The sequence below is a fragment of the Neobacillus jeddahensis genome (assembly GCF_000612625.1).
Classification (GTDB): Bacteria; Bacillota; Bacilli; order Bacillales; family Cytobacillaceae; genus Neobacillus; species Neobacillus jeddahensis.
Genome location: NZ_CCAS010000068.1, coordinates 1 through 20,569 on the forward strand (window position 1 = coordinate 1; position 20,569 = coordinate 20,569).

The 20,569-nt window shown below is 40.8% G+C and carries 18 protein-coding genes; 4 read left to right on the forward strand and 14 right to left on the reverse strand.

The features are described from left to right. Positions 1–98: 98 nt before the first annotated feature. The 7 genes from TY15_RS20035 to TY15_RS20065 all read right to left on the reverse strand — a co-directional run bounded on the left by TY15_RS20035 (position 99) and on the right by TY15_RS20065 (position 7,530). On the reverse strand, positions 99–1,040 hold the full coding sequence (locus TY15_RS20035) for an HNH endonuclease (protein WP_040209270.1): 942 nt from the start codon (positions 1,038–1,040) through the stop codon (positions 99–101). Positions 1,041–1,304: 264 nt separating this feature from the next. Next, positions 1,305–2,075, reverse strand: coding sequence for a TSUP family transporter (locus tag TY15_RS20040; RefSeq protein ID WP_040209271.1), 771 nt, complete (start codon positions 2,073–2,075; stop codon positions 1,305–1,307). 234 nt (positions 2,076–2,309) lie between these two features. Next, complete coding sequence (locus TY15_RS20045; protein ID WP_040209272.1) at positions 2,310–4,283, reverse strand: oxidoreductase; 1,974 nt, start codon at positions 4,281–4,283, stop codon at positions 2,310–2,312. A 293-nt stretch (positions 4,284–4,576) separates the two neighbouring features. Continuing rightward, on the reverse strand, positions 4,577–5,077 hold the full coding sequence (locus TY15_RS20050) for a DMT family transporter (protein WP_040209503.1): 501 nt from the start codon (positions 5,075–5,077) through the stop codon (positions 4,577–4,579). A 61-nt stretch (positions 5,078–5,138) separates the two neighbouring features. Beyond that, positions 5,139–5,834, reverse strand: coding sequence for a Crp/Fnr family transcriptional regulator (locus TY15_RS20055; protein ID WP_040209273.1), 696 nt, complete (start codon positions 5,832–5,834; stop codon positions 5,139–5,141). Positions 5,835–5,881: 47 nt separating this feature from the next. After that, entirely contained in the window at positions 5,882–6,307 is a 426-nt protein-coding gene (locus TY15_RS20060; protein ID WP_040209275.1) for a DMT family transporter, read from the reverse strand. A 188-nt stretch (positions 6,308–6,495) separates the two neighbouring features. After that, positions 6,496–7,530, reverse strand: a complete 1,035-nt coding sequence (locus TY15_RS20065) for a threonine aldolase family protein (protein ID WP_040209276.1) — start codon at positions 7,528–7,530, stop codon at positions 6,496–6,498. Between the two features lie 203 nt (positions 7,531–7,733). On the opposite strand from TY15_RS20065, the gene TY15_RS23340 reads away from it, so the two are divergent. Beyond that, positions 7,734–8,546 (forward strand): YhcN/YlaJ family sporulation lipoprotein, encoded by an 813-nt coding sequence (locus TY15_RS23340; protein ID WP_052353850.1) that lies wholly within the window; start codon positions 7,734–7,736, stop codon positions 8,544–8,546. 233 nt (positions 8,547–8,779) lie between these two features. Here the strand turns inward: TY15_RS23340 and TY15_RS23825 are convergent, their stop codons facing one another. After that, positions 8,780–8,935, reverse strand: coding sequence for a Fur-regulated basic protein FbpA (locus TY15_RS23825; RefSeq protein ID WP_074432848.1), 156 nt, complete (start codon positions 8,933–8,935; stop codon positions 8,780–8,782). A gap of 170 nt (positions 8,936–9,105) precedes the next feature. Between TY15_RS23825 and TY15_RS20075 the strand changes: the two genes are divergently transcribed. Next, entirely contained in the window at positions 9,106–10,014 is a 909-nt protein-coding gene (locus TY15_RS20075; protein WP_040209277.1) for an MBL fold metallo-hydrolase, read from the forward strand. A gap of 211 nt (positions 10,015–10,225) precedes the next feature. Here TY15_RS20075 and TY15_RS20080 read toward each other — a convergent pair whose 3' ends face one another. Beyond that, positions 10,226–10,789, reverse strand: a complete 564-nt coding sequence (locus TY15_RS20080; protein ID WP_040209278.1) for a DUF2062 domain-containing protein — start codon at positions 10,787–10,789, stop codon at positions 10,226–10,228. A 250-nt stretch (positions 10,790–11,039) separates the two neighbouring features. On the opposite strand from TY15_RS20080, the gene TY15_RS20085 reads away from it, so the two are divergent. Both TY15_RS20085 and TY15_RS20090 read left to right on the forward strand, forming a co-directional pair. Further along, positions 11,040–12,008 (forward strand): bile acid:sodium symporter family protein, encoded by a 969-nt coding sequence (locus TY15_RS20085; RefSeq protein WP_040209279.1) that lies wholly within the window; start codon positions 11,040–11,042, stop codon positions 12,006–12,008. A 183-nt stretch (positions 12,009–12,191) separates the two neighbouring features. Next, on the forward strand, positions 12,192–13,187 hold the full coding sequence (locus tag TY15_RS20090) for an NADPH:quinone oxidoreductase family protein (RefSeq protein WP_040209281.1): 996 nt from the start codon (positions 12,192–12,194) through the stop codon (positions 13,185–13,187). A 158-nt stretch (positions 13,188–13,345) separates the two neighbouring features. Here TY15_RS20090 and TY15_RS20095 read toward each other — a convergent pair whose 3' ends face one another. The 5 genes from TY15_RS20095 to TY15_RS20115 form a co-directional block, all read right to left on the reverse strand. After that, positions 13,346–15,361: a methyl-accepting chemotaxis protein gene (locus TY15_RS20095; RefSeq protein ID WP_040209282.1), complete on the reverse strand. Its 2,016-nt coding sequence runs from the start codon at positions 15,359–15,361 to the stop codon at positions 13,346–13,348. Between the two features lie 265 nt (positions 15,362–15,626). Then, on the reverse strand, positions 15,627–17,345 hold the full coding sequence (cysI, locus tag TY15_RS20100; RefSeq protein ID WP_040209284.1) for an assimilatory sulfite reductase (NADPH) hemoprotein subunit: 1,719 nt from the start codon (positions 17,343–17,345) through the stop codon (positions 15,627–15,629). Between the two features lie 27 nt (positions 17,346–17,372). After that, a complete protein-coding gene (locus TY15_RS20105; RefSeq protein WP_040209286.1) occupies positions 17,373–19,196 on the reverse strand; it encodes an assimilatory sulfite reductase (NADPH) flavoprotein subunit in 1,824 nt (607 codons plus the stop codon). A gap of 163 nt (positions 19,197–19,359) precedes the next feature. Further along, positions 19,360–20,082, reverse strand: a complete 723-nt coding sequence (locus TY15_RS20110; RefSeq protein WP_040209287.1) for a sirohydrochlorin chelatase — start codon at positions 20,080–20,082, stop codon at positions 19,360–19,362. A gap of 21 nt (positions 20,083–20,103) precedes the next feature. Next, positions 20,104–20,569: uroporphyrinogen-III C-methyltransferase (locus tag TY15_RS20115; protein ID WP_042375341.1), on the reverse strand; the 466-nt coding region annotated here is incomplete at its 5' end.

A 20,569-nucleotide genomic window follows, 5' to 3' on the forward strand; every position in this document is an offset into this window, starting at 1 on the left:
TGACCCCCAGCGCGTTAAAGCTTTGCTCCGCCGGGGGACTGGCCCCTTCATTTCCCATTATTCAACAAGGTAAAACAAAAAAAAGAAAGTCGCGTTTCTCAACTTTCTTTCTCCTTATAATTTTCATTAAATATATGCTTCTTATGCCACTTCATATATGGCTTATTTTCTTGATGTAATCGTATTTTGGTATTGGGGACCAGACCATACTTTTCATAATCTTCAGGATTAATGAGGGGAGATATGAAGAGTCTCCCCTGTCCGTTAAACGCAATAAGGCCATGATCATAAAGGGCGTCATGGTTAGCACAAAGTATTACACCATTATACGGATCTAATCGTTCATCATTTGTACTATCCTTCCATGGCTTGGCATGACTTGCTCTTAACAATTCAGGTAAATCGATGCCGCATACTGCACATTGGTTCCTCCACAATGGCATAAGGGTTTTGCGAAACTTCTGGTGATCGATTCGCATTTTTGTTTTCAATTCTGATTCTGTTTCAGCCATCACAGGGATTAATGTATTTCCTTCGGTTCTACGGACATTATCAATCGATAGTTCCAGTTGTTCTTCGTCAACTTGATAGATATTTAAATCCCTGATTAAGTCGAGAAATTTAATCGACAACTCCTCATTACAAGGATATAAATAGCCGGAATTACCATCTCCATTTTCTTGAAAGGCTGAATATTTAATTGGCAGGAGCGGTAGGATTTCCTTAAGATTTGCTTTCACTTGTAACGGATTTTCTAATTCGTGATAGTCGACCCTAACTAAATTGCCTGCCTCGTTCTTGTTCCTCTCATATTGCACCGTAGTCGGCTTCGGCACAGTTTGATAGGGACCTGCTGCAACACTAATGGCGACAATGAATCCTTTTACATAGTGAAAGACTCTATCTTCTTTTTGGATTTCTTTCATCCGACTCCATGAGTGTGGAACCAGCCCACCTTGATCCTGTTGTGGCGACCAAATAATTCCTAACTCTCTTTCCTGTTGATAGGTGTGACCTTGCATAACGATGTAGGTATTCATTTTCTCTCCTTTAGCCAGCTCTGTATCGGTACAATTGCTTTACGTTCAGTTTATATGCTAATTATACCACTAACTTTAAGTCTATATTGACAATCTTAAGAAGAGAGAAATGCGAGAGTCATTTATGCTAAACTAACACTATTACATACTATCTTGATCTTATAGAGTAATTCAATGGCATCATCCAGCGTGGGATGATGCCATTTTTAAGGAGTAGTTGCTTAAAAAATTTATTCTGTCTTTGAAAGGAAAGATTCTTCGCTATTATTTTTGAAGATAATCATATGTATTTTTTGCAAGCAATAAAAAGGTAACTACAATAAACAAGGCGCGGACATAGCCACTACCACGTTTAATGGCAAATTTTGAACCAACTATGGCTCCCGCAATTTGAGCAAGTCCCATTGGTATTCCATAAGCGTAATTGATTTGTCCTAAATAAATGAACATAATCAGGGCTGCAATATTACTACCAAAGTTTAAAAACTTGGCATTCCCGGCCGCCTTTAAAAAATCAAATCCAATCATCAAAAAGGCAAACATTAGAAATGAACCTGTGCCGGGTCCGATAAAGCCATCATAAAAACCAATCGCAAAGATGGAAACCATAAATAGAAGTAAGTGATGGTTTGCTAATTTTTTATTCGTTGAAATGCTGCCCCAGTCTTTTTTGAAAATGGTATAAATCGCTACCACAGCAAGCATGATCAGCATGAGCGGCTTTAGCAATTCAGGATTCAGCAAATGGACAACCCAAGCACCAATCATTGAACCAATAAATGTTAGCGGAAATAGTTTATAAACAGATTTTATATCGAGCTTGCCGGAACGATAAAACATAATCGTACTCGTTAAAGAGCCGATCGAGCCTGCTAGTTTATTAGTGGCAACCGCTGCGGCCGGCGACAGTCCGGTAAATAATAAGGCTGGTAAGGCAATCAGGCCGCCGCCACCTACAACAGAATCAATAAATGCAGCTAAAAAGCCAAAAACTATTAAAATAACCAATATTGTCGGATCTACATGAGCGAACATCTCATCAACCTTTCTCTTTTTCCCCACTAAAAATAGTAACGAAAGTATCCACGAATGTAAACTACGGAATACCGAATGTTGCGAAAAATCACCTACTAAAGTGGTTGCTGGCTATGCAAAAAGGATTTTGATGAAAAGTTGACCAAGTATACCTGCCAACCCTTTTAATAAAAAAGAACAGGACTCCACCTAACTAGAATCCTGTTTCCATTTACCATGCTTCTATCCGATTATTTACACTAAAACTTCCTCTGATACCTTTTTTGTGACAATTGATTCAAGTACAAACGCCTTTTCAAATCCATCTTTGATGGCATTTGTAATCGAACCAGGATTGATCGCATCACCGATCACAAAGACATTCTCAAAATGGGATCGATATAATTCCTCCAATGGATTAAATGACTCCGTTCCCATCGAAAAGACGACATGGTCAACATCCACTTCTCGTAGATTTCCTGATAATTCCTCTTCCACTATTACGGAATTGGGCTGAATTTTTCTGACCAAATGGCCTTCTATGATCTCAACACTTGCCTTCTTCAAACGATTGAGGAGCATCATTCTAGTGGGTGCTGAAACTTTTTCACCGGTGGCGGTTGGGACTTCAATCAAAGTAACATCATTCCCCTTTTGAGCAAGCTGATTGGTGACACTGTAACAAACCATTCCGCTGCCAATCACGGTAATCTTCTTGTTCACTAAAGACCTACGTTCTAGTAAAACGTCTTCATAATCACATACATGCGGTAGATCATGTCCTTCTACATCCATGATAATTGGTTTTGCCCCAGTGGCTAAGAAAATGGCATATGGATCCAAAGACTGAATGCTTTCTAGGGTAGCTTCTGTATTCAAGCGAACATCCACCTGTAATCGTGCCATTTCATTCAGATGATATTGAATCATCCAATTCATTTTCTCTTTCGCTTTTGGCTGGGTCACTAGATTTAATTGACCACCAAGCTGATTGTCTTTTTCAAATATCGTTACATCATACCCTTTTAAAGTAAGAACACGAGCAGCCTCCATTCCACCGGGACCACCGCCAACAATGGCAATTTGACGCTTTTCGTCAATCCGACTTAATTCCTTAAACTCTAGTTCTCTTCCCGTTCTAACATTGAGAGCACAGCGAACATATGTGGTTTCTCTTGTGCAATTCAAGCAGCAAATACATTTACGAATTTCCTTTTCCCGGCCCTCTAATGCCTTTTTGGCCCATTCAGGGTCTGCTAGATGAGTTCGCCCCATTGCAATAAAGTCAGCTTTCCCATCTGCTAAAATATTTTCAGCAAATTCTGGTTCCCGAATCACCCCAACCGTAATAACCGGAATCGATACAACTTGTTTAATCGCTTCTGCTAAATAGACACGCCAGCCTTGTTCAAACAGCATCGATTCAACCATTTTATCCATCGAATTATAGTTACCGCAGCTCGCATGAATACCATCGATACCCACTTTTTCTAAATAGCGAGCAATGTCCTTACTCAATTCAACATTTGTTCCACCATCTTCAAACTCATCGACACTTAGACGAATCGTCACAGGGAAATCCAAACCGCACTGTTCCTTAATCCCTGCGACGATTTCCTCGACAAAACGCATTCTCTTTTCAAAGCTGCCGCCATATTCATCAGTCCGCAAATTCGTATTAGGGCTCAGGAACTGATTGATTAAATAGCCATGTGCGCCGTGTAACTCAACCCCGTCAACTCCCGCCAATTTACATCGATAGGCCGCTCGTACATATTGATTGACGACTTCCTTCACTTCAGCAGTCGTTAATGCTCTTGGCTCTTCGCCGATAGCGGCACAGGTAACTGCGCTAGGCGCTACGATTTGCCTTCCCTCACCTAAGACCATGGATGTTGTTTCTCTGCCAGGATGTTGAAGTTGGACAAAGAGTCTTGCCCCATATTTTTGAACAGCCTTCGCCAAACGACTGATCCCCGGGACGAACCGTTCTTCATCGATACGGAGTTGATTGAAGGCTGCTCGCCCATACTTATAATCAACGGACGTATATTCCACAATAATTAATCCGGTCCCGCCCTTAGCCCGTTCTTCATAATATGCAATCAGATGATCGTTGACCTCACCATTTGGACCAGCAAGGTTGGTCCCCATGGCAGACATAATCACTCGATTTTTTAAAACAAGATTCCCAATTGTTCCTTTTTTAAATAAATGGTTGTACTTCATCATACTCCTCCTTGTTTGTGTGTTATTTCACAAACTTATGTAAAAAAATAAATCCCCAGCTTCATTATAAATGATTCCTACCGAGAATTTTGTGAATTAGACGTGACACTTTTAGAAAAAGGGGGTATGTAACTCCAAAAAAAAACACGACCACTTACCAACCTATCAAATCCAGGCCTTTGAGGAGCTTTATTGAATTTCACATGTAAAAAAGTGGCCTCCTTTAAGTAAGAAGGAGGCTTCTGGTCGAGTGTAATTATTTGACAAGAGGATTCCTTTAATCTCTCCATCTGCTATTTTTCAGCGATTACATTTTTTCTAGACTGCTTATAAACCGTTCTTTGACTTTCGTTCCCCATTCTCTCGCTCCACTTAAAGACAAACACACCACCAACAATAACCAGCACCCCCACCAACTGTTTGAAGCTGAATGGAACCTTCTCAAGACCCAACCATCCTAGAGAGTCCCACAACAAAGCAAATACAAGCTGCGATGTAAGAATGATCGAAATCGCAAAGGTCGGACCGAGCAGCTTAATGGCCTGTACGTTACAAGTGACGACACCTATTCCAATTACACCACTGAACCAATACCACATCTTCATATTGTCTAAAACAAAAAGCTGCTTCCCTTCGAACAAAACGCCGATTATAACGGAAGCGAGAAATCCTAATCCTAATACGAGCGTAGTCGTTGACCATGAACCAGCTTGCTCATTCACTTTACTGTTAAAAATATTCTGCAGCCCAACCAATGAACCAGCAATAAGTGCCAAACCTATTCCAACTATCATCATTCTTCCACTCCAATCTATTCCACTTATCTGATCTACTTCCCATCCACACGGATATGATTTATTCGTAGATATTTCGACTAACAAGCGCCCTTAACCCTTCCCTGTCCTTAATATGAATGAAGCCATTACTTCGCTCGATCAGTCCTTTGGCACAAAATTGTTGAATAACGCGGTTCAAATGGCGATAGCTGGTTCCAATTAAATTCGCTGTATCCGCTAACCTAGACCTATGTTGCCCACTTACAACATCATCGTTTTCATCATAGCTGATAGACAGTAAATAGCTAGCTAATCGAACATCGACTGGATAGAGCAAATTCAAGCTCATTGCATGAGATTTGAGGTAAAACTTTTTTGTAATAATATCTAATATAAATTGCAAAAACGGTGCGTAATCCTGTACGAATTTTTTCAGGATACTTTGTTGAATCCCAATCATCTCAACAGCTGAAATTGCCTCAACCGTATTGATAATATCAATTCCCTGTATATATTCAATGTCACCGATCACTTCAAGGGGAGTCCTAAAGGACAAAATAAATGTTTTTCCTTCAGGGGAAGTGGTGTAGATTTTGACCTTCCCCTTAACCAGAATGTAAAGATCGTGGGCTGGTTCCCCCTGTGAACAAATGTTTTCTCCTTGCTCAAAACGATATAGAGACAAGTAGGGCATGATTTGTTCATTAAATATTGATTCTATTTGATGCGATTGTAAATAATGATGGAGCTGCTCTCGATCATTTATTTCTTTCATATTGGCTAGCCACCTCTACCTTTCCGGTATCATCCCATAAAGAAGCATTAAAATCTCAGGATAATCACGCCAGCGATCATCATTGCAATTCCAATGAACTGGGGAAGCTTCATTTTCTTCTTCTCCATGCCAAACCATCCGTTGCTATCAATGAGGAAAGTTAGGGTTAGTTGGGCAATTAACATTGCAGAAACAGTCAGGGTTACACCGACGAAATGAATCGCCATTATATTGCCGAAAATAACTAGTGCCCCAAATCCCCCACCTATCAGGTATAACGGTTTGACTTCCCCAAACTTTTTCCAGCCTTTATTTCGTAAAAACAGTAAGACAGTCAGGGCAGCAATGAATCCGGTTAACTGTGTAATGGTCGCTGTCTGCCATGTACCTATATCCTGACTAATCCGTGAATTAGCAACTCCTTGTAGGGTAATAAATGCTCCACCTAAAAAGGCAAATAAACTTCCCTTCATAGTTCTCTCTCTCCATTTATCTAGATTTATATCTTTATTAAAGTATAAATCCAGGTCACACGGAAAGGACATATGTCCTAAACATAAAAAAAGAGGCACCCTCTTAAAAAAGAATGGTGCTCCCGCAAAAACTCAAAGGTTTGGCGTGATTTTTTGTATTTCATAAATAACATTTCTTTTTACAAAAATTAAACGGAGTAGATATTTACTTTCACATCGTCGATAAATGCTTCAACCATTTCTTTCTTTGTTGCCCATGACGTAACGAGGCGAATCGCCGAATGGTCATCATCAACCTTTTCCCAAATATGAAAAGCATACTTACTTTCTAAGTCTGCAATCACGCTATGAGGTAAAATCGGGAACAGTTGGTTTGAAGGTGAATGGTTTAGAAACGGAATATTCGCCTTAGTAAGCTCTACTCTAAGGATAGCGGCCATCTGATTGGCATGCGTGGCCAAATCAAAGAACAGATTGTCCCGGAACAATTCAAGAAATTGAATTCCTAACAGTCTTCCTTTTGCCAGAAGTGCCCCTTTTTGCTTCATATGGTAGCGAAACTCCTCTTTCAGGGCTGCACGGCAAATAACCAAGGCCTCGCCCAGCAGTGTCCCATTTTTCGTTCCACCAATATAGAAGGCATCGACAAGTTCAGGGAGATCAGTCATCAGTAAATCATTTTCTGTAGAACATAGAGCAGACCCTAATCTCGCCCCATCCATATATAAAATAAGATTATTTTCATGGCAAAAATGACTTAATTGCTGGAGTTCATCCTTTTTATAGATGGTCCCAATTTCGGTTGAATTAGATATGTATACGAGCTTCGGCTTCACCATATGCTCATCCGGATGTGCTTCAAGTACAGCTTGTATATTCGCTGGGGTTAATTTTCCATCGAGCGCATCAATCGAGATTACTTTATGACCCGTTGCCTCAATCGCACCCGTTTCATGTCCAAGGATGTGACCAGTGCTCGCTGCCATTGCGGCCTCATGCGGTCTAAGAAACGCAGACAAGGCGGTAAGATTCGTCTGGGTCCCGCCCGTTAACAGGTGAATATCCACATCCGTCCGACCGATTCTTTCCTTTAACAGCTCAATCGCATTAATGCTAAATTGGTCTTCCCCATAGCCTTCCTCTTGCACAAAGTTGGATTCCATTAAAGCCTTCAATATTCTAGGATGTGCACCCTCGCTGTAATCATTCTTAAAGCTGTACATTAGATTGCCCCCGTCGTCAATTTTCACTTCTCCCCTATCGTACCATAACACGAAAAAATTTTTAAAGTATTCTGTTTTTCTAAACTTAACGGGCCATTAGGCTTTCACATGTGTTTCAAATTTTACCTATCTGACTCTCGAATAGACCAGCTGATATAGGTGACGATATACTTGTAAGTCTATTTTAAGGGAGTGACTATATTTTGAAAAAACGTTTAGTTCCTTTTGTCTTAGTAACTACCTTAATCGGATTAACTGGCTGTGCCAATGATAATAATGACAATGCCATCGATACCAATCAAAGCAATATGGGAGAAAATGTACGATACAATTCCAACAATGGAGTCGATGTTAGAGATGTCCGAAATAATACCAATAACGGCCTCGATGTTAGAAATGTTCGAAATGATGTAAACCAAAACTTACGCGTTTCAACTCGTGCCGGTCAAAAGGTTGAAAATCTAAAACAAGTGGACTTGGCTCATGTCATCATTCGCAATAATGATGCATACGTGGCCGTAAAACTAACGAATAATAACCAAACTGGAACTACAACCAACAATGGAACGACTATGGGTACGACGGGGATCAGCAGGAAAGGCACGACCACTCGAACAAGTAATCTCAATGCCCCCGGGGTAGGAAATGGACAAAATGGGAACTATCCAAGCACGACTGGTTCCACAGGTACAAATAATACAGATACAGCAATCAATCCTGGCACTAGGGCCAATAGCACTGGAACGATTACTGGTACGACAGGCGTCCGTGATACAGGTCTGAATGGAATTGCACCAACTGATGATGCCAACTTTAAGAAGGCGACTTCTGGTCTTGATAAGGAAATTGCCAAACAGGTCCGGGCTGCTGAGAAAAACATCGATCATGTTTATGTTTCTTACGATACGACTTTCTTTCAACAGATGACCAATTATACGAACGATATTTCAAACGGTCGAAATAGAGATAACCTCTGGAACGATTTTACGAATACAACAAGAGATATTTTTAGGTAAACTAAAACACGATGTAAACATAAATAAGCCCTGCATTTCCTAATTGGAATGCAGGGCCTTCATTATGTTGTAAAAATAGTTTACATAATATTATTATGTTTAAATGATATATTGACATGAAGCCGCTCGTTTACGAGCGACTTCTTGCTTGATTCTGAGTCACATCATGAATTTTGGGGGAAATGAAGTGATTGTATGATGGCGAAAAAGGTTGATTGTATTTTATTATCATCCTATTGTGTTCCATTATTTTGATAGCCCTTCTCTAATTCACTCAATGTCATTTCATACAAATGTTTATTTTTGATTTTATAAACCCCGGATTTGATCAGCTCATTAATCAAGTGTTCTCTTTTTTCGCGGATAGTTTCCTGAAGTAAGTCGCTCACTGTAGCAACCTCCAATCACAGAGTTATACTATACCCACCTTTCATTATAAATAGTCCTATTTTTAAATATTGTCGAACCATATCATGGGTGTATTAAATTTTGATGACAGTTTGGAAAATTGTTATACTCTACTTAACAAAAGACGTCCTGTGACAAAGGTGAGGGAATCATGAAAAAATATGCCAATTTGGATGGTGTCATTAGTTATAAATCATTTAAAGAAGTACGACAATGGCAAAAAGAAAGAAAACGGAAAGTAAAGGATCTATCGATCAACATCGAACAGTGTTCAACAAAAAACGTACGATTTCTAAATGAAAACCGCAGCCAATTTTCTTATACATGGGTTGGTCATTCGACTTTTTTATTGCAGATCAATGGATTGAATATTTTGACGGACCCGGTGTGGGCCAAGCGAATGGGCCTTGACAAACGATTAACCGAGCCTGGTCTTTCCTTAGAAGAGATACCATTGATTGACATGGTAGTCATCTCACATGGGCATTATGACCATTTGGACTTCCCTACCTTGAAAAAAATAAAGGGCGATCCCCACTACTTTGTTCCAGTTGGTCTAAAATCGCTTTTCACCAAAAAGGGATATCAGAAAGTGACGGAAATGAATTGGTGGGAAAGCACAGATATTGGCGGGATTAACCTTCATTTCGTCCCTGCCCAGCATTGGACAAGAAGATCGCTAACAGATATCAATAGTTCCCATTGGGGTGGCTGGATATTCCAATCACAGCAAGAAACGATTTATTTTGTTGGTGATACTGGTTACTTCAGTGGTTTTAAGCAAATTGCGGATCGATTTACCATTGATACGGTATTTATGCCAATTGGTGCCTTTGAACCGGAATGGTTTATGGCACCTGCCCATATTTCACCAGAAGATAGTGTAAAGGCATTCATTGAATTACAGGCAAACAATTTCGTACCCATGCATTATAGTGCCTATCGCTTAGCTGACGATACCGGCCCCGAAGCGTTAGATCGCTTATACCGTGAATGGGAAAAGCAAAAATTACCGCAGGAACAACTAAAAGTCCTCCGTCTCGGTGAAACGGTCCTTTAAATTTAACAAAAAGTGGTGCCTGACACCAAGGTAATGATCTCCTTGGTGTCAGGCACCACTTGCTTTTATTATTGATTTACAATAATACCATCTGATTTGGCAGAGATATTAAATCAAAATAAGCAGTGGATCACTATCGTGACCGCACTGCCCTATTTAGTGGAAAAATCTCCGTTTTTTAAATTATTCAACCAACTATAATCGTCCAAAGTTAAATATAACCTTTATTAATGCTATTTAAACGAACTTCATGTTTACGACGTCTTCGCTTTAGTCTATTCTTTTTTTCCTTTTCATAAAAATAATGGACGATAAAGTAAGATGTAAAACTTAGGATAATTCCAAAAATAAACATTCCTATTAACGCATGCACGCCTCCATGGATGATGCTAACCAAACTATGGAAATCTCCATGCATTAATCTTCTGAAATTGAAAGAAGTTTCGTGTCCTATTCTAACCTTCATCGGAAACATGAATTTGCCGATTTTTCTGGCAAATGGAAGTAAAATAACGGGCAATAGTGATAGTTTTCCAATCACATTTCCGATAATCGAAGCTGGTAACGATCCCTTCGCCAAGCGAACAATTGGGACAAATAAAATATATATAAGAGAAGCTGTTGAAATCACTAACATTTCAAGTCCAAACCCCAGGGCAAATCCTAAGGATACCTTCTTTGCTCCACCAGGAGAACGTAAAAGTTTTAAAAAATTCAACTTAAAAGCACGTCCAAGGCGCTGAAATATATTATACTTTTTACGTTTTATGCCCATAAGTTCTCCCCCTAGTTAGTATCCATAACATAATTATATTCTATAAATGTTTTATTAACCAGCTGGAATTCTCATAAAGAAACAGTTGGTTCTATTAGTGTTTGAAACTTTTCCATTTCTAGACATACTTAAAAAAATCTTTAATATAAACTAAGTATACTTTTTGATATATTTTAAAATTCTAACTATTGTATTTATTCAAATAATATTCTATAATACTTAGCATTACGAAATTTATAGGGGTGTAGGAATGAGAACTTTAGAACGTGTAAGTCAATTTGTCGGCAAAACCTTTGCTATCTGGGTCCTATTATTTGCTATCCTTGCATTTGTATCGCCACCTGCATTTACTTGGATCGCCCCCCACATCTCGCTTTTATTGGGAATTATTATGTTTGGGATGGGCCTAACATTATCTGGCAATGATTTTAAGGAAGTATTCAAACGTCCAAAAGATGTGGCTATTGGTGTCGTCGGCCAATTTTTAATCATGCCTTTACTAGCCTTCTTACTAGCAAAAGGCTTACAGCTTTCTCCTGAAATAGCGGTTGGCGTCATCTTAGTTGGCTGCTGTCCTGGTGGGACTGCTTCTAACGTAATGACATTTCTATCAAAAGGGGATGTTGCCTTAAGTGTTACCATTACATCGATTACAACGATTCTAGCACCACTCGTAACACCTGCACTTATTTTATTACTGGCTAGTGAATGGATTCCTGTCGATCCAAGCGGACTTTTCCTATCTATTGTAAAAATCGTTATTTTCCCCATTGTACTTGGACTCGTGGTCAAGAAGTTATTTAATCGACAAGCTCAAGCAAGTGCAAAAGTCCTCCCGCTTGTGTCTATTATCGCGATTGTTGCGATTGTGACAGCAGTTGTGTCTGTCAGTCAACAGTCAATTGCGAAAACTGGATTAATCATTTTCGCTGTGGTCGTTCTCCATAACTGCCTTGGCTATTTAATCGGTTATTTTTTTGGAAGACTTTTCAAGATGGACCTTTCAAAGAAAAAGGCTGTTGCCATAGAGGTGGGGATGCAAAATTCTGGTTTGGGAGCAGCCATAGCTGCGGCACACTTTTCACCATTAGCTGCGGTACCAAGTGCCATTTTCAGTGTTTGGCATAATATTTCGGGGCCAATCCTAGCCACCATCTTCAGCCGCATGAAAGATGACAAGGACCCTTCACAAAATAAAAATGATTCCATCTCAGCATAAATCAAACTAAGAGCACCCCATATAAGGGGTGTTTTTTTTCAAAAGGTTTCGCCTTGTGGTTAGTTTTCCTACATCTTTCACAAAAATGACCGTTTCAATGAAATTAAAGTGATACTATGGATATATGGTTAAATGAAACACTATATTTGTGACTAATTTTCATAATTTAAAGGAGTAAATTCTATGACGCAAACATTCGATGCCCTTGTGGTGAACAATCAGGAATCGCACTATTCTGTTAAGGTACAAAAGCTGACATTGTCTGATTTACAAGATGGAGAAGTACTCATTCGTGTCCATTACTCAAGTGTTAATTATAAAGATTGTCTTGCTTGTATTCCGAACGGAAATATTGTCAGCACCTTTCCCTTTATTCCAGGGATTGACTTAGCCGGGGTTGTCGTTTCATCCGAGGATAACCGTTATCAACCAGGTGATGAGGTTATCGCCACCAGCTATGACATCGGGGTTTCCCATTTTGGCGGTTATAGTGAGTATGCTCGTATTCGGGCAGAGTGGGTTGTTCCTTTACCGCAGGGCCTAACGTTAAAAGAAGCAATGATTATTGGCACGGCTGGCTTTACTGCTGCCCTGTCCGTGCAACGTCTAGAGGATAACCATGTTTCACCGGAACAAGGGAAGGTTCTTGTCACCGGAGCAACTGGCGGGGTTGGCAGCTTTGCGGTCTCTATTCTTTCGAAGCTGGGGTATGAAGTTGAAGCGAGTACGGGCAAAGAAGCTGAGCATGAATTCTTAAAGCAAATCGGTGCAACTACAGTGGTTTCACGAGAAGAAGTGTATGATGGGAAAATCAGGGCATTAGGAAAACAAAAATGGGCTGCTGCTGTTGATCCCGTTGGCGGAGAGCCACTTGCCTCCCTATTAAGTCATATACATTATGGGGGCTCAGTAGCTGTGAGCGGACTGACAGCTGGAACAAAACTGCCAACAATGGTATTTCCGTTCATTCTAAGAGGCGTAAATTTACTTGGAATTGATTCGGTTTATTGTCCGATGGAAACTCGTTTGACCCTATGGAACCGACTTGCCACAGACTATAAACCGGAAAATATCGAAGCACTCGTCCAACAGGAAGTAACCTTGGCACAACTCACTGATGCCCTGCCGACTTTGTTAAAAGGACAAGGTCGCGGAAGAATCCTTGTGAAACTAGTATAAAGAAAACTCGCCGACTTGCTAGCCCATAAGGATGAAGATAGAGGCGTAGTTAAACTTTCCTATCGATAAAGAAGAACCGGGCAAAATTGCCCGGTTCTTCTTTTGGTGATGATCAAATCGTCTTGCCCTTTGAAGGCGCAAACCTTGAATCTATCACTCTATTTTAATTTAAATTTATTTATTTCACTATCTAATAGCTCTGACAATTCTCTTAATCCATTTGCATGCTGCAAGAATGTATTCATGGTTACGGAAATTTCTTCAGTAGAAGCGGAGACTTGTTCCGTAGCAGCTGCTGTTTGTTGTGATACGGCAGATATACTATCCATTTCTTGACTGATCGTTGTATTATTGCCTTTACTTACCTGAATTGCACCTTGAACATTATCAACTTTCTGTGCCAATTCTTGAATTGCAGATAAAATGTCATTGAAAATGGTTTTTGTCTCCATTACGGCTACATCTTGTTCTGTCACAGCTTGATTCGTGCGTTCCATGGCTTCTACAGCATTCTTAACAACTGCTTTAATCCCAGTCACAATGCTCCTTATTTCAACAGCAGAATTCTGAGATTGTTCGGCTAACTTTCGAACCTCATTTGCGACAACCGCAAACCCTCTCCCATGCTCACCAGCTCTTGCAGATTCAATGGATGCATTCAAAGATAATAAATTCGTTTGATCCGTGATTTTCGTAATCGCTTCGATAATCGAGTTAATTTCCTCCATACGGACCTCTACGTCTTTTACGATGGAAACAACCTCTTTTGTTGAATATTTCGTTTCATGAGATTTCTCTGATAGTAAGACAACCTGTTCCAATCCTTTGTTGCTAAGGACCATTGAACGCTGTGAGACATGATTCATATCTTCCGTTACCAGTGAGATATCATCTAATTGCTTCGACAGTTCCTTTATTTGTCCAGAACTTACATTAACGTTTCGTGCTTGTAAGTTAGAACCTTTCGATATTTCACCAATACCTAGGGAAGCTTCGGCCAATGCCGCATTTGTTTCCCTTGTCATAACGGATAAATGTGCGGACGTATCTAAAGCTTTTTTAGATGTATCATCCACTTTTTGAAGTGATAAAGATAATTGCTCCATGGTATGATTGTAGCTTTGTTCTAATTCTTTAAATTCATCATTTGTATTAATTGATACTCTTTGTGTGAAATCTCCATGAGAAGCCGTCTCAAGCGCATCTTTTACCTTTAATATATTGGTTGTATTTCTTTTTCCGATAATATAGGCGCTAATAATGGATAGGACGCCAAAAATAGCCGTTAGAATCCAGCCGATATTTCTAATTTTATTGGCACTTTCAATTATCTCAGCGTTTTCCATTGCGGAAACAAACCGCCAACCCGTCTTCTTATTGGTTGTAAAGGCAGAAAATTTGTCCACGCCTTCTAATTCATAACTACTATATCCTTCTTTTTCTTTTTCCAGATCATCCCATAGAGTTAGCTTAGTCGCTAAATCAGAGCCGATTTTATTTGCATCTGGGTGAGAAATAAATTTCCCATCTGTACCGATAATTGTCATGTACCCTTTCTTACCAATTGGTATCTCGTTTATCGATTTTGAAAAGCTTTCCAGGTTTAAATCAATCGCCATTACCCCTACCAATTGGCCTTCCTTATCTAAAACCTCTTGAGAAAGTGTTAACACCAAGTCTTTTGTAATAGCATCCTCATAGGGCTGACTGTAAAATACTCCACCGTTCTTTTCTATTGCACCCTTATACCAATCTCTTTTTGTTGGATCATAATTATCTGGAAGATCTACCTTTGGGGCCAAAACCATTTCCTTTTTAGTTGAAGCGAAATAAACATTTGTATATTCGCTATTGGTTTTCAACGTTCCATCTAATAAGAAAAATCCGTATGTCGCATTATTTTCATTTTGATAGAATTCAGTAAAGTTTACATTGCTTGCCACTAGTTTGAGTTGACTTGCCACACCTTCCATTTTGTAATCTAAGCCTTTACTCGCCTGTTTTGTTACTTGTAGTGTAGAGTTTGAAATTTCTTCTTGCAAAATATTATGTGTGATAACGTTCGTAATTACCGCTATCGAAATCGTTGGGACTAGCGCTACAGCGGCCATTCCTGCAATGATCTTTGTTTTAAAACTCTTCCACTTAAATCTTGATGTCTTTTTTTTATCCATGTTGTACCTCCATGATGTTTATCGGTTCGTGAAGTTAATCGATTTCTATCCCCATCCATACTATATCGGACTAACTACCTATAAAGTTTAGGAAATATCATTTTTATTAATACTTTGGCCCCTTTAACAAATCCAACTTCTTCTAATAGTAGACCGACAAAGAAGGTTACGATCGCCACAGACCTATTCATTTAGTGGGAAAAGCATAGGCGGTGACCTAGATCATGAAAAAATGAGACAGTCTTGTTGACCTGTCTCATTTCGTTTAATCATGAAAATTGGTGCCGTCAGTAGTTGCTTTGATAATTTCCGCGCGAATGACAAAATCGCCGAAATGCTCTCCAGCGTTCCGTTCTTTCGCATAGCGCGGCAGAATACTGCGCAACTCTGTTAAAATTTCTTCTTCTCCAATATTTTCACGATACATTTTACTAAGGCGACTGCCATCATGGGCAGCACCAAGATACATATTATATTTACCCGGCGCTTTGCCGATAAAGCCTATTTCTCCAAGGGCATGGCGGGCACAGCCATTTGGACAGCCCGTCATCCGAATCGTAATCTCTTCGTCTCGCAGTCCGTTTTCGTCAACAATTTGCTCGATCTTGGTAATCAGCTGCGGTAAATAACGCTCAGCCTCTGCCATTGCCAATCCGCATGTGGGCAGCGCCACACAGGCCATCGAGCTACGGCGAAGTGCCGAATAATGCAGGCCATCTGTTAACCCATATTTTTCGATCAATTCATTAATCTTTTTCTTTTTATGGTTAGAGACGTTAGCAATGATAACATTTTGATTGGCGGTAAGATGGAAATCTCCACTATGAATTTTAGCAATTTCCCGCAACCCAGTCTTTAACGGATAACCATCAAAATCGGCCACACGACCGCCCTCGACAAACAGGTTAAAATGCCATTTTCCTTGTACGCCCTTTACCCAGCCGTACCGATCGCCATTATGATCAAAATGATATGGCTTTGCTTCTGGCAGTTCCCATCCAAGACGTTTTTCCAATTCTGCCTTGACCGTTTCTAGACCAAGGCGATCGACTGTGTACTTGAAACGGGCATTCTTACGAACAGAGCGATTCCCATAATCACGCTGAATCGTAATCGTCTTTTCGGCAACCTCATACAATTGTTCCGGTTTACAGAAGCCAATTACTTTCCCGAGCTGCGGATAGGTGGCGGTATCCCCATGGGTCATCCCCATGCCGCCACCAATCGCAATATTAAAGCCAATCAGCTTGTCGTTCTCGACAATCGCGATAAGGCCAAGATCTTGAGAAAATACATCAATATCATTGGACGGAGGAACGGCAATCCCAATCTTAAACTTACGCGGCAAATAGGTCGGACCATACATTGGTTCCACCTCTTCAACTTCAGGCGTGCCGGCCACTTTTTCCTCATCGAGCCACACTTCATAATAAGCCCTTGTCCGTGGCAGCAAGTCATCACTTAGCTTTTTTGACCATTCATATACTTCTGCATGAAGCTCTGATTGATAGGGATTGGAAGCACACATAACATTCCGATTAACATCCCCACATGCGGCAATTGTATCCATCAGGGCAGTATTAATTTCCTGAATGGTCGATTTCATATTCCATTTTAAAATGCCATGCATTTGAAAGGTCTCACGAGTGGTTAGTTTTAACGTACCATTGCCATATTTTTCAGCGAGCTCATCCATGACGAGCCACTGATTTGGCGCCGCTACCCCGCCAGGCAAGCGGACACGCAGCATAAACTGGTAGGCTGGCTCCAATTTTTGCTTTTGCCGCTCATTGCGGAGATCACGATCATCCTGTAAATAGCTGCCATGATGTTTCATTAAGCGGTTGTCATCCTCCGGAATACTAGCGCTGATCCGGTCCAACATGACTTCCTTTAGCGTTCCACGCAAATAGTTACTTTTCACTTTAATTTCTTCTACATCGCTTGGTGGTCCATCTGGTGCTTTTAATATTTGGTTTACCATGTTGAAATAACTCCCTTCCATCAAAAATCAGTATACATCTCGTTGGTAACGCTTTTGCTGTTGCATATCAGCCAGATAGGCTTCGGCATCTTCTCGACTCAATCGAGCCTCTTTTTCGATAATTTCAACGAGAGTCTGATGGACGTCATGTGCCATGTGTTTCTCATCACCACATATATATACGGCGGCCCCTTCTTGAAGCCACTCAAACAATTCCTTACTGTGTTCAAGCATCCGATGCTGGACATAGACTTTTTCAGCTGTATCACGTGAAAAAGCAACATCCATTTTCGTTAAGATGCCATTTTTTAACCATTTTTGCCATTCGATTTGATAAAGAAAATCAGTTACGAAATGCTGATCACCGAAGAACAGCCAGGATTTTCCTACTTGCTTCCCTACTTCCTCCCGTTCCTGCATAAAAGCACGAAACGGTGCCACACCCGTACCAGGTCCAATCATGATGATCGGCGTTTCTGGATTTGCTGGTAATTTAAAGTTTTCATTTTGTTGAACATAGACGTTCAGGATATCTCCTGGATTGAGACGTTCAGCTGCTAAAATCGAACAAACGCCATTTCGTTTGCGACCGTGAGCATCATAACGGACAGCCCCGATCGTCAGATGTACTTCCTCAGGATTTGCCGTTAAACTGCTGGCAATCGAATATAACCGACTTGGTATTTTTCGTAAAATCGAGACAAACTCTTGGGCAGTGCCACTCCAGGGCGTAAAGTCACGGACTAAATCTAGAATATCGCGTCCATTCAAGTACTCTTTCACCTGTTGCTCATTGCCAGGAGCGAGTAAATCTTGTAATTCCTTACTGTCTGATAGCTCTAACGCTTTTTGCAGTAATGGTTTCGTTAATACAGTAATCTCAAAATAGGATAACAAGACGTCTCGAAGCGAACGAACATCATCCTTTTTCACGGTTATTCGTTCTTCGGAATTCCAATTCATTTGCTTAATGAGCAGATCCACGAGCTCAGGGTCATTTTCTGGATAAACACCGAGACTGTCTCCCGGTTCAAATATGAGCCCCGAGCCTTCAAGCGATAGCTCAAGGTGTCGTGTTTCTTTATTTGAACCTCTGCCATTCAGGTTAAGATTTTCAAGCACTTCTGCTTTAAAAGGATTGGTTCGTGAAAAGACGGATTCAACTGTTTGATTTGTTACTGCTTGTAACGGAGTCGGATTTGTGCCGCCAGCTTCTCCTAAGCTGCCAAGCACTCCTTCGAGCCATTCTGCTGCCGGTTCATCAAAATCTACATCGCAGTCAAAGCGCGGATACAGTCTTGTACCGCCAAGCTCCTCCAACCGCGCATCGAATTCTTTTCCTGTTTGACAGAAAAACTCATATGAGCTGTCCCCTAGTGCTAATACAGAAAAATGAAGCTCGTTTAGCTTTGGCGCCCTTTTGCTAAACAAAAATTCATGGAAGATGATGGCACTGTCAGGCGGATCGCCTTCTCCATGTGTACTGACGATGATTAGCAAGTTTTGGACCTTTTTTAGTTGATTTTGCTTAAAGTCACTCATCGAGGCGACGGTCACATTGAACCCATTCCCCTCCAGTGTCTTTGCAGATTTTTTCGCCAGCCCCTGGGCATTGCCTGTTTGTGATCCGTATAAAATGGTTATGTCTTTTGCTTTTGCCTGATTGCTGTTTTGGGCTGGAAGCTGAGAAGCCAATTGGGCTGTAGCGGTGCCTAGGACTGATGAAAACTGAGAACCCGCAAGAAAGCCGCTAAGCCATACTTTTTGTGATTCTGACAAGGTTGGCAGAATACTATTTAGGAGATCCACTTGCTCCTGAGTAAACGGACTGTTCAAAACCTGAAGTTGCAACAATACCACCTCACTATGGAATAAAAGTCTTTTCATTAAGTATTTTTTAGATTAAGAGAAATCTCTCCATATTTATCTAGTCTGACATTATTTTTGAATTCAGACAACTAGTAATCTTTTAAAATTGTCGTTTATTCTCACTTTTTCGGATTTTGTACATTATTTAGCTAGTGGCTCGATCGATCACAATCGCTTCTATCGTTTTGTGGCTACTCAATAGATCAGTACAATATACCATTCGATCTAACTTTTGCCACTTACGAATCTCCTGGTTTACTTCAGCAATTAGTAACCCGGAAAATAACAGATAGGGAACGACAATGACCCTCCCCACCGCCTTTTCCATAACCATCTCAAAACCCGCTTTGAGCCTTGGTTCCGCGGCAGCCAAAAAACACACGGAAACATCCTTAAGCGCGAGTCGTTCCTTTAAACCGACAGTAATCTGCGCAAAGTCTGCCAGTACACTAGGGTCACTGCTGCCCCTTCCGACCAGCAAAACTTGATCTTCGCGCTTGATCGTTCCTGTAGAGTCCTTTATCAACTCTGCAATTGCATCAAGAATTCTTGTTTGGACACCGAATGGATCTTTCAGCACGACATGAATCTCTGGAAAACTTGCCTGCAATTTCTGTAGGGCTTGTGGGATATCATGCTTGATGTGCCCAGCGGCTAACAGAAACAGAGGGACAACGGTGATTTCCGTTGCACCTTTTTGCACACACTTCCGAAACCCTTCCGCAATCGACGGCTCCGTCAATTCTAAAAAACTAACCTCTTGAATGGGTACATCCACTTGCTCCATCACTTTGCCAACAAAGGCCTTTACTTCATTTGCACCTTTTTTCGAGCGCGTGCCATGACCAATGTATAAAATTGCCTTCATCTTCCGTCCCCCTCACTGCCATTATCCATGGACAACTGGCAAATTAGGAACAATTTCTTCATGAAACCAGTTTAATTTTTTATGGAGGCGAACAACCTCGCCAATCACGATCATACTTGGATTAGAAATCGCCGCCTCAGTCACCTGTTCTTCAATCGTCTCAAGCGTGCCCACAACAGTCCTCTGATCACTCAACGTTCCCCATTGAACAAGAGCGATCGGTGTTTGCGCTGATTTACCGTGCTTTATCAGTTGCTTGGTAATCGACGAAAGTTGAGACACCCCCATATAAATACAAAGCGTATCCACGCCATTGGCTAAATGATACCATTGATGCTCGGCAGCCACATCACCGGATTGATGCCCGGTGATAAAAGCAAAGCTTCTACTTACATTGCGATGGGTGACTGGAATACCTGCATAGGCGGAAGCAGCAATCCCGGAAGTAATCCCGGGGACCACTTCAAACGGGACTTCATGGCGGGCA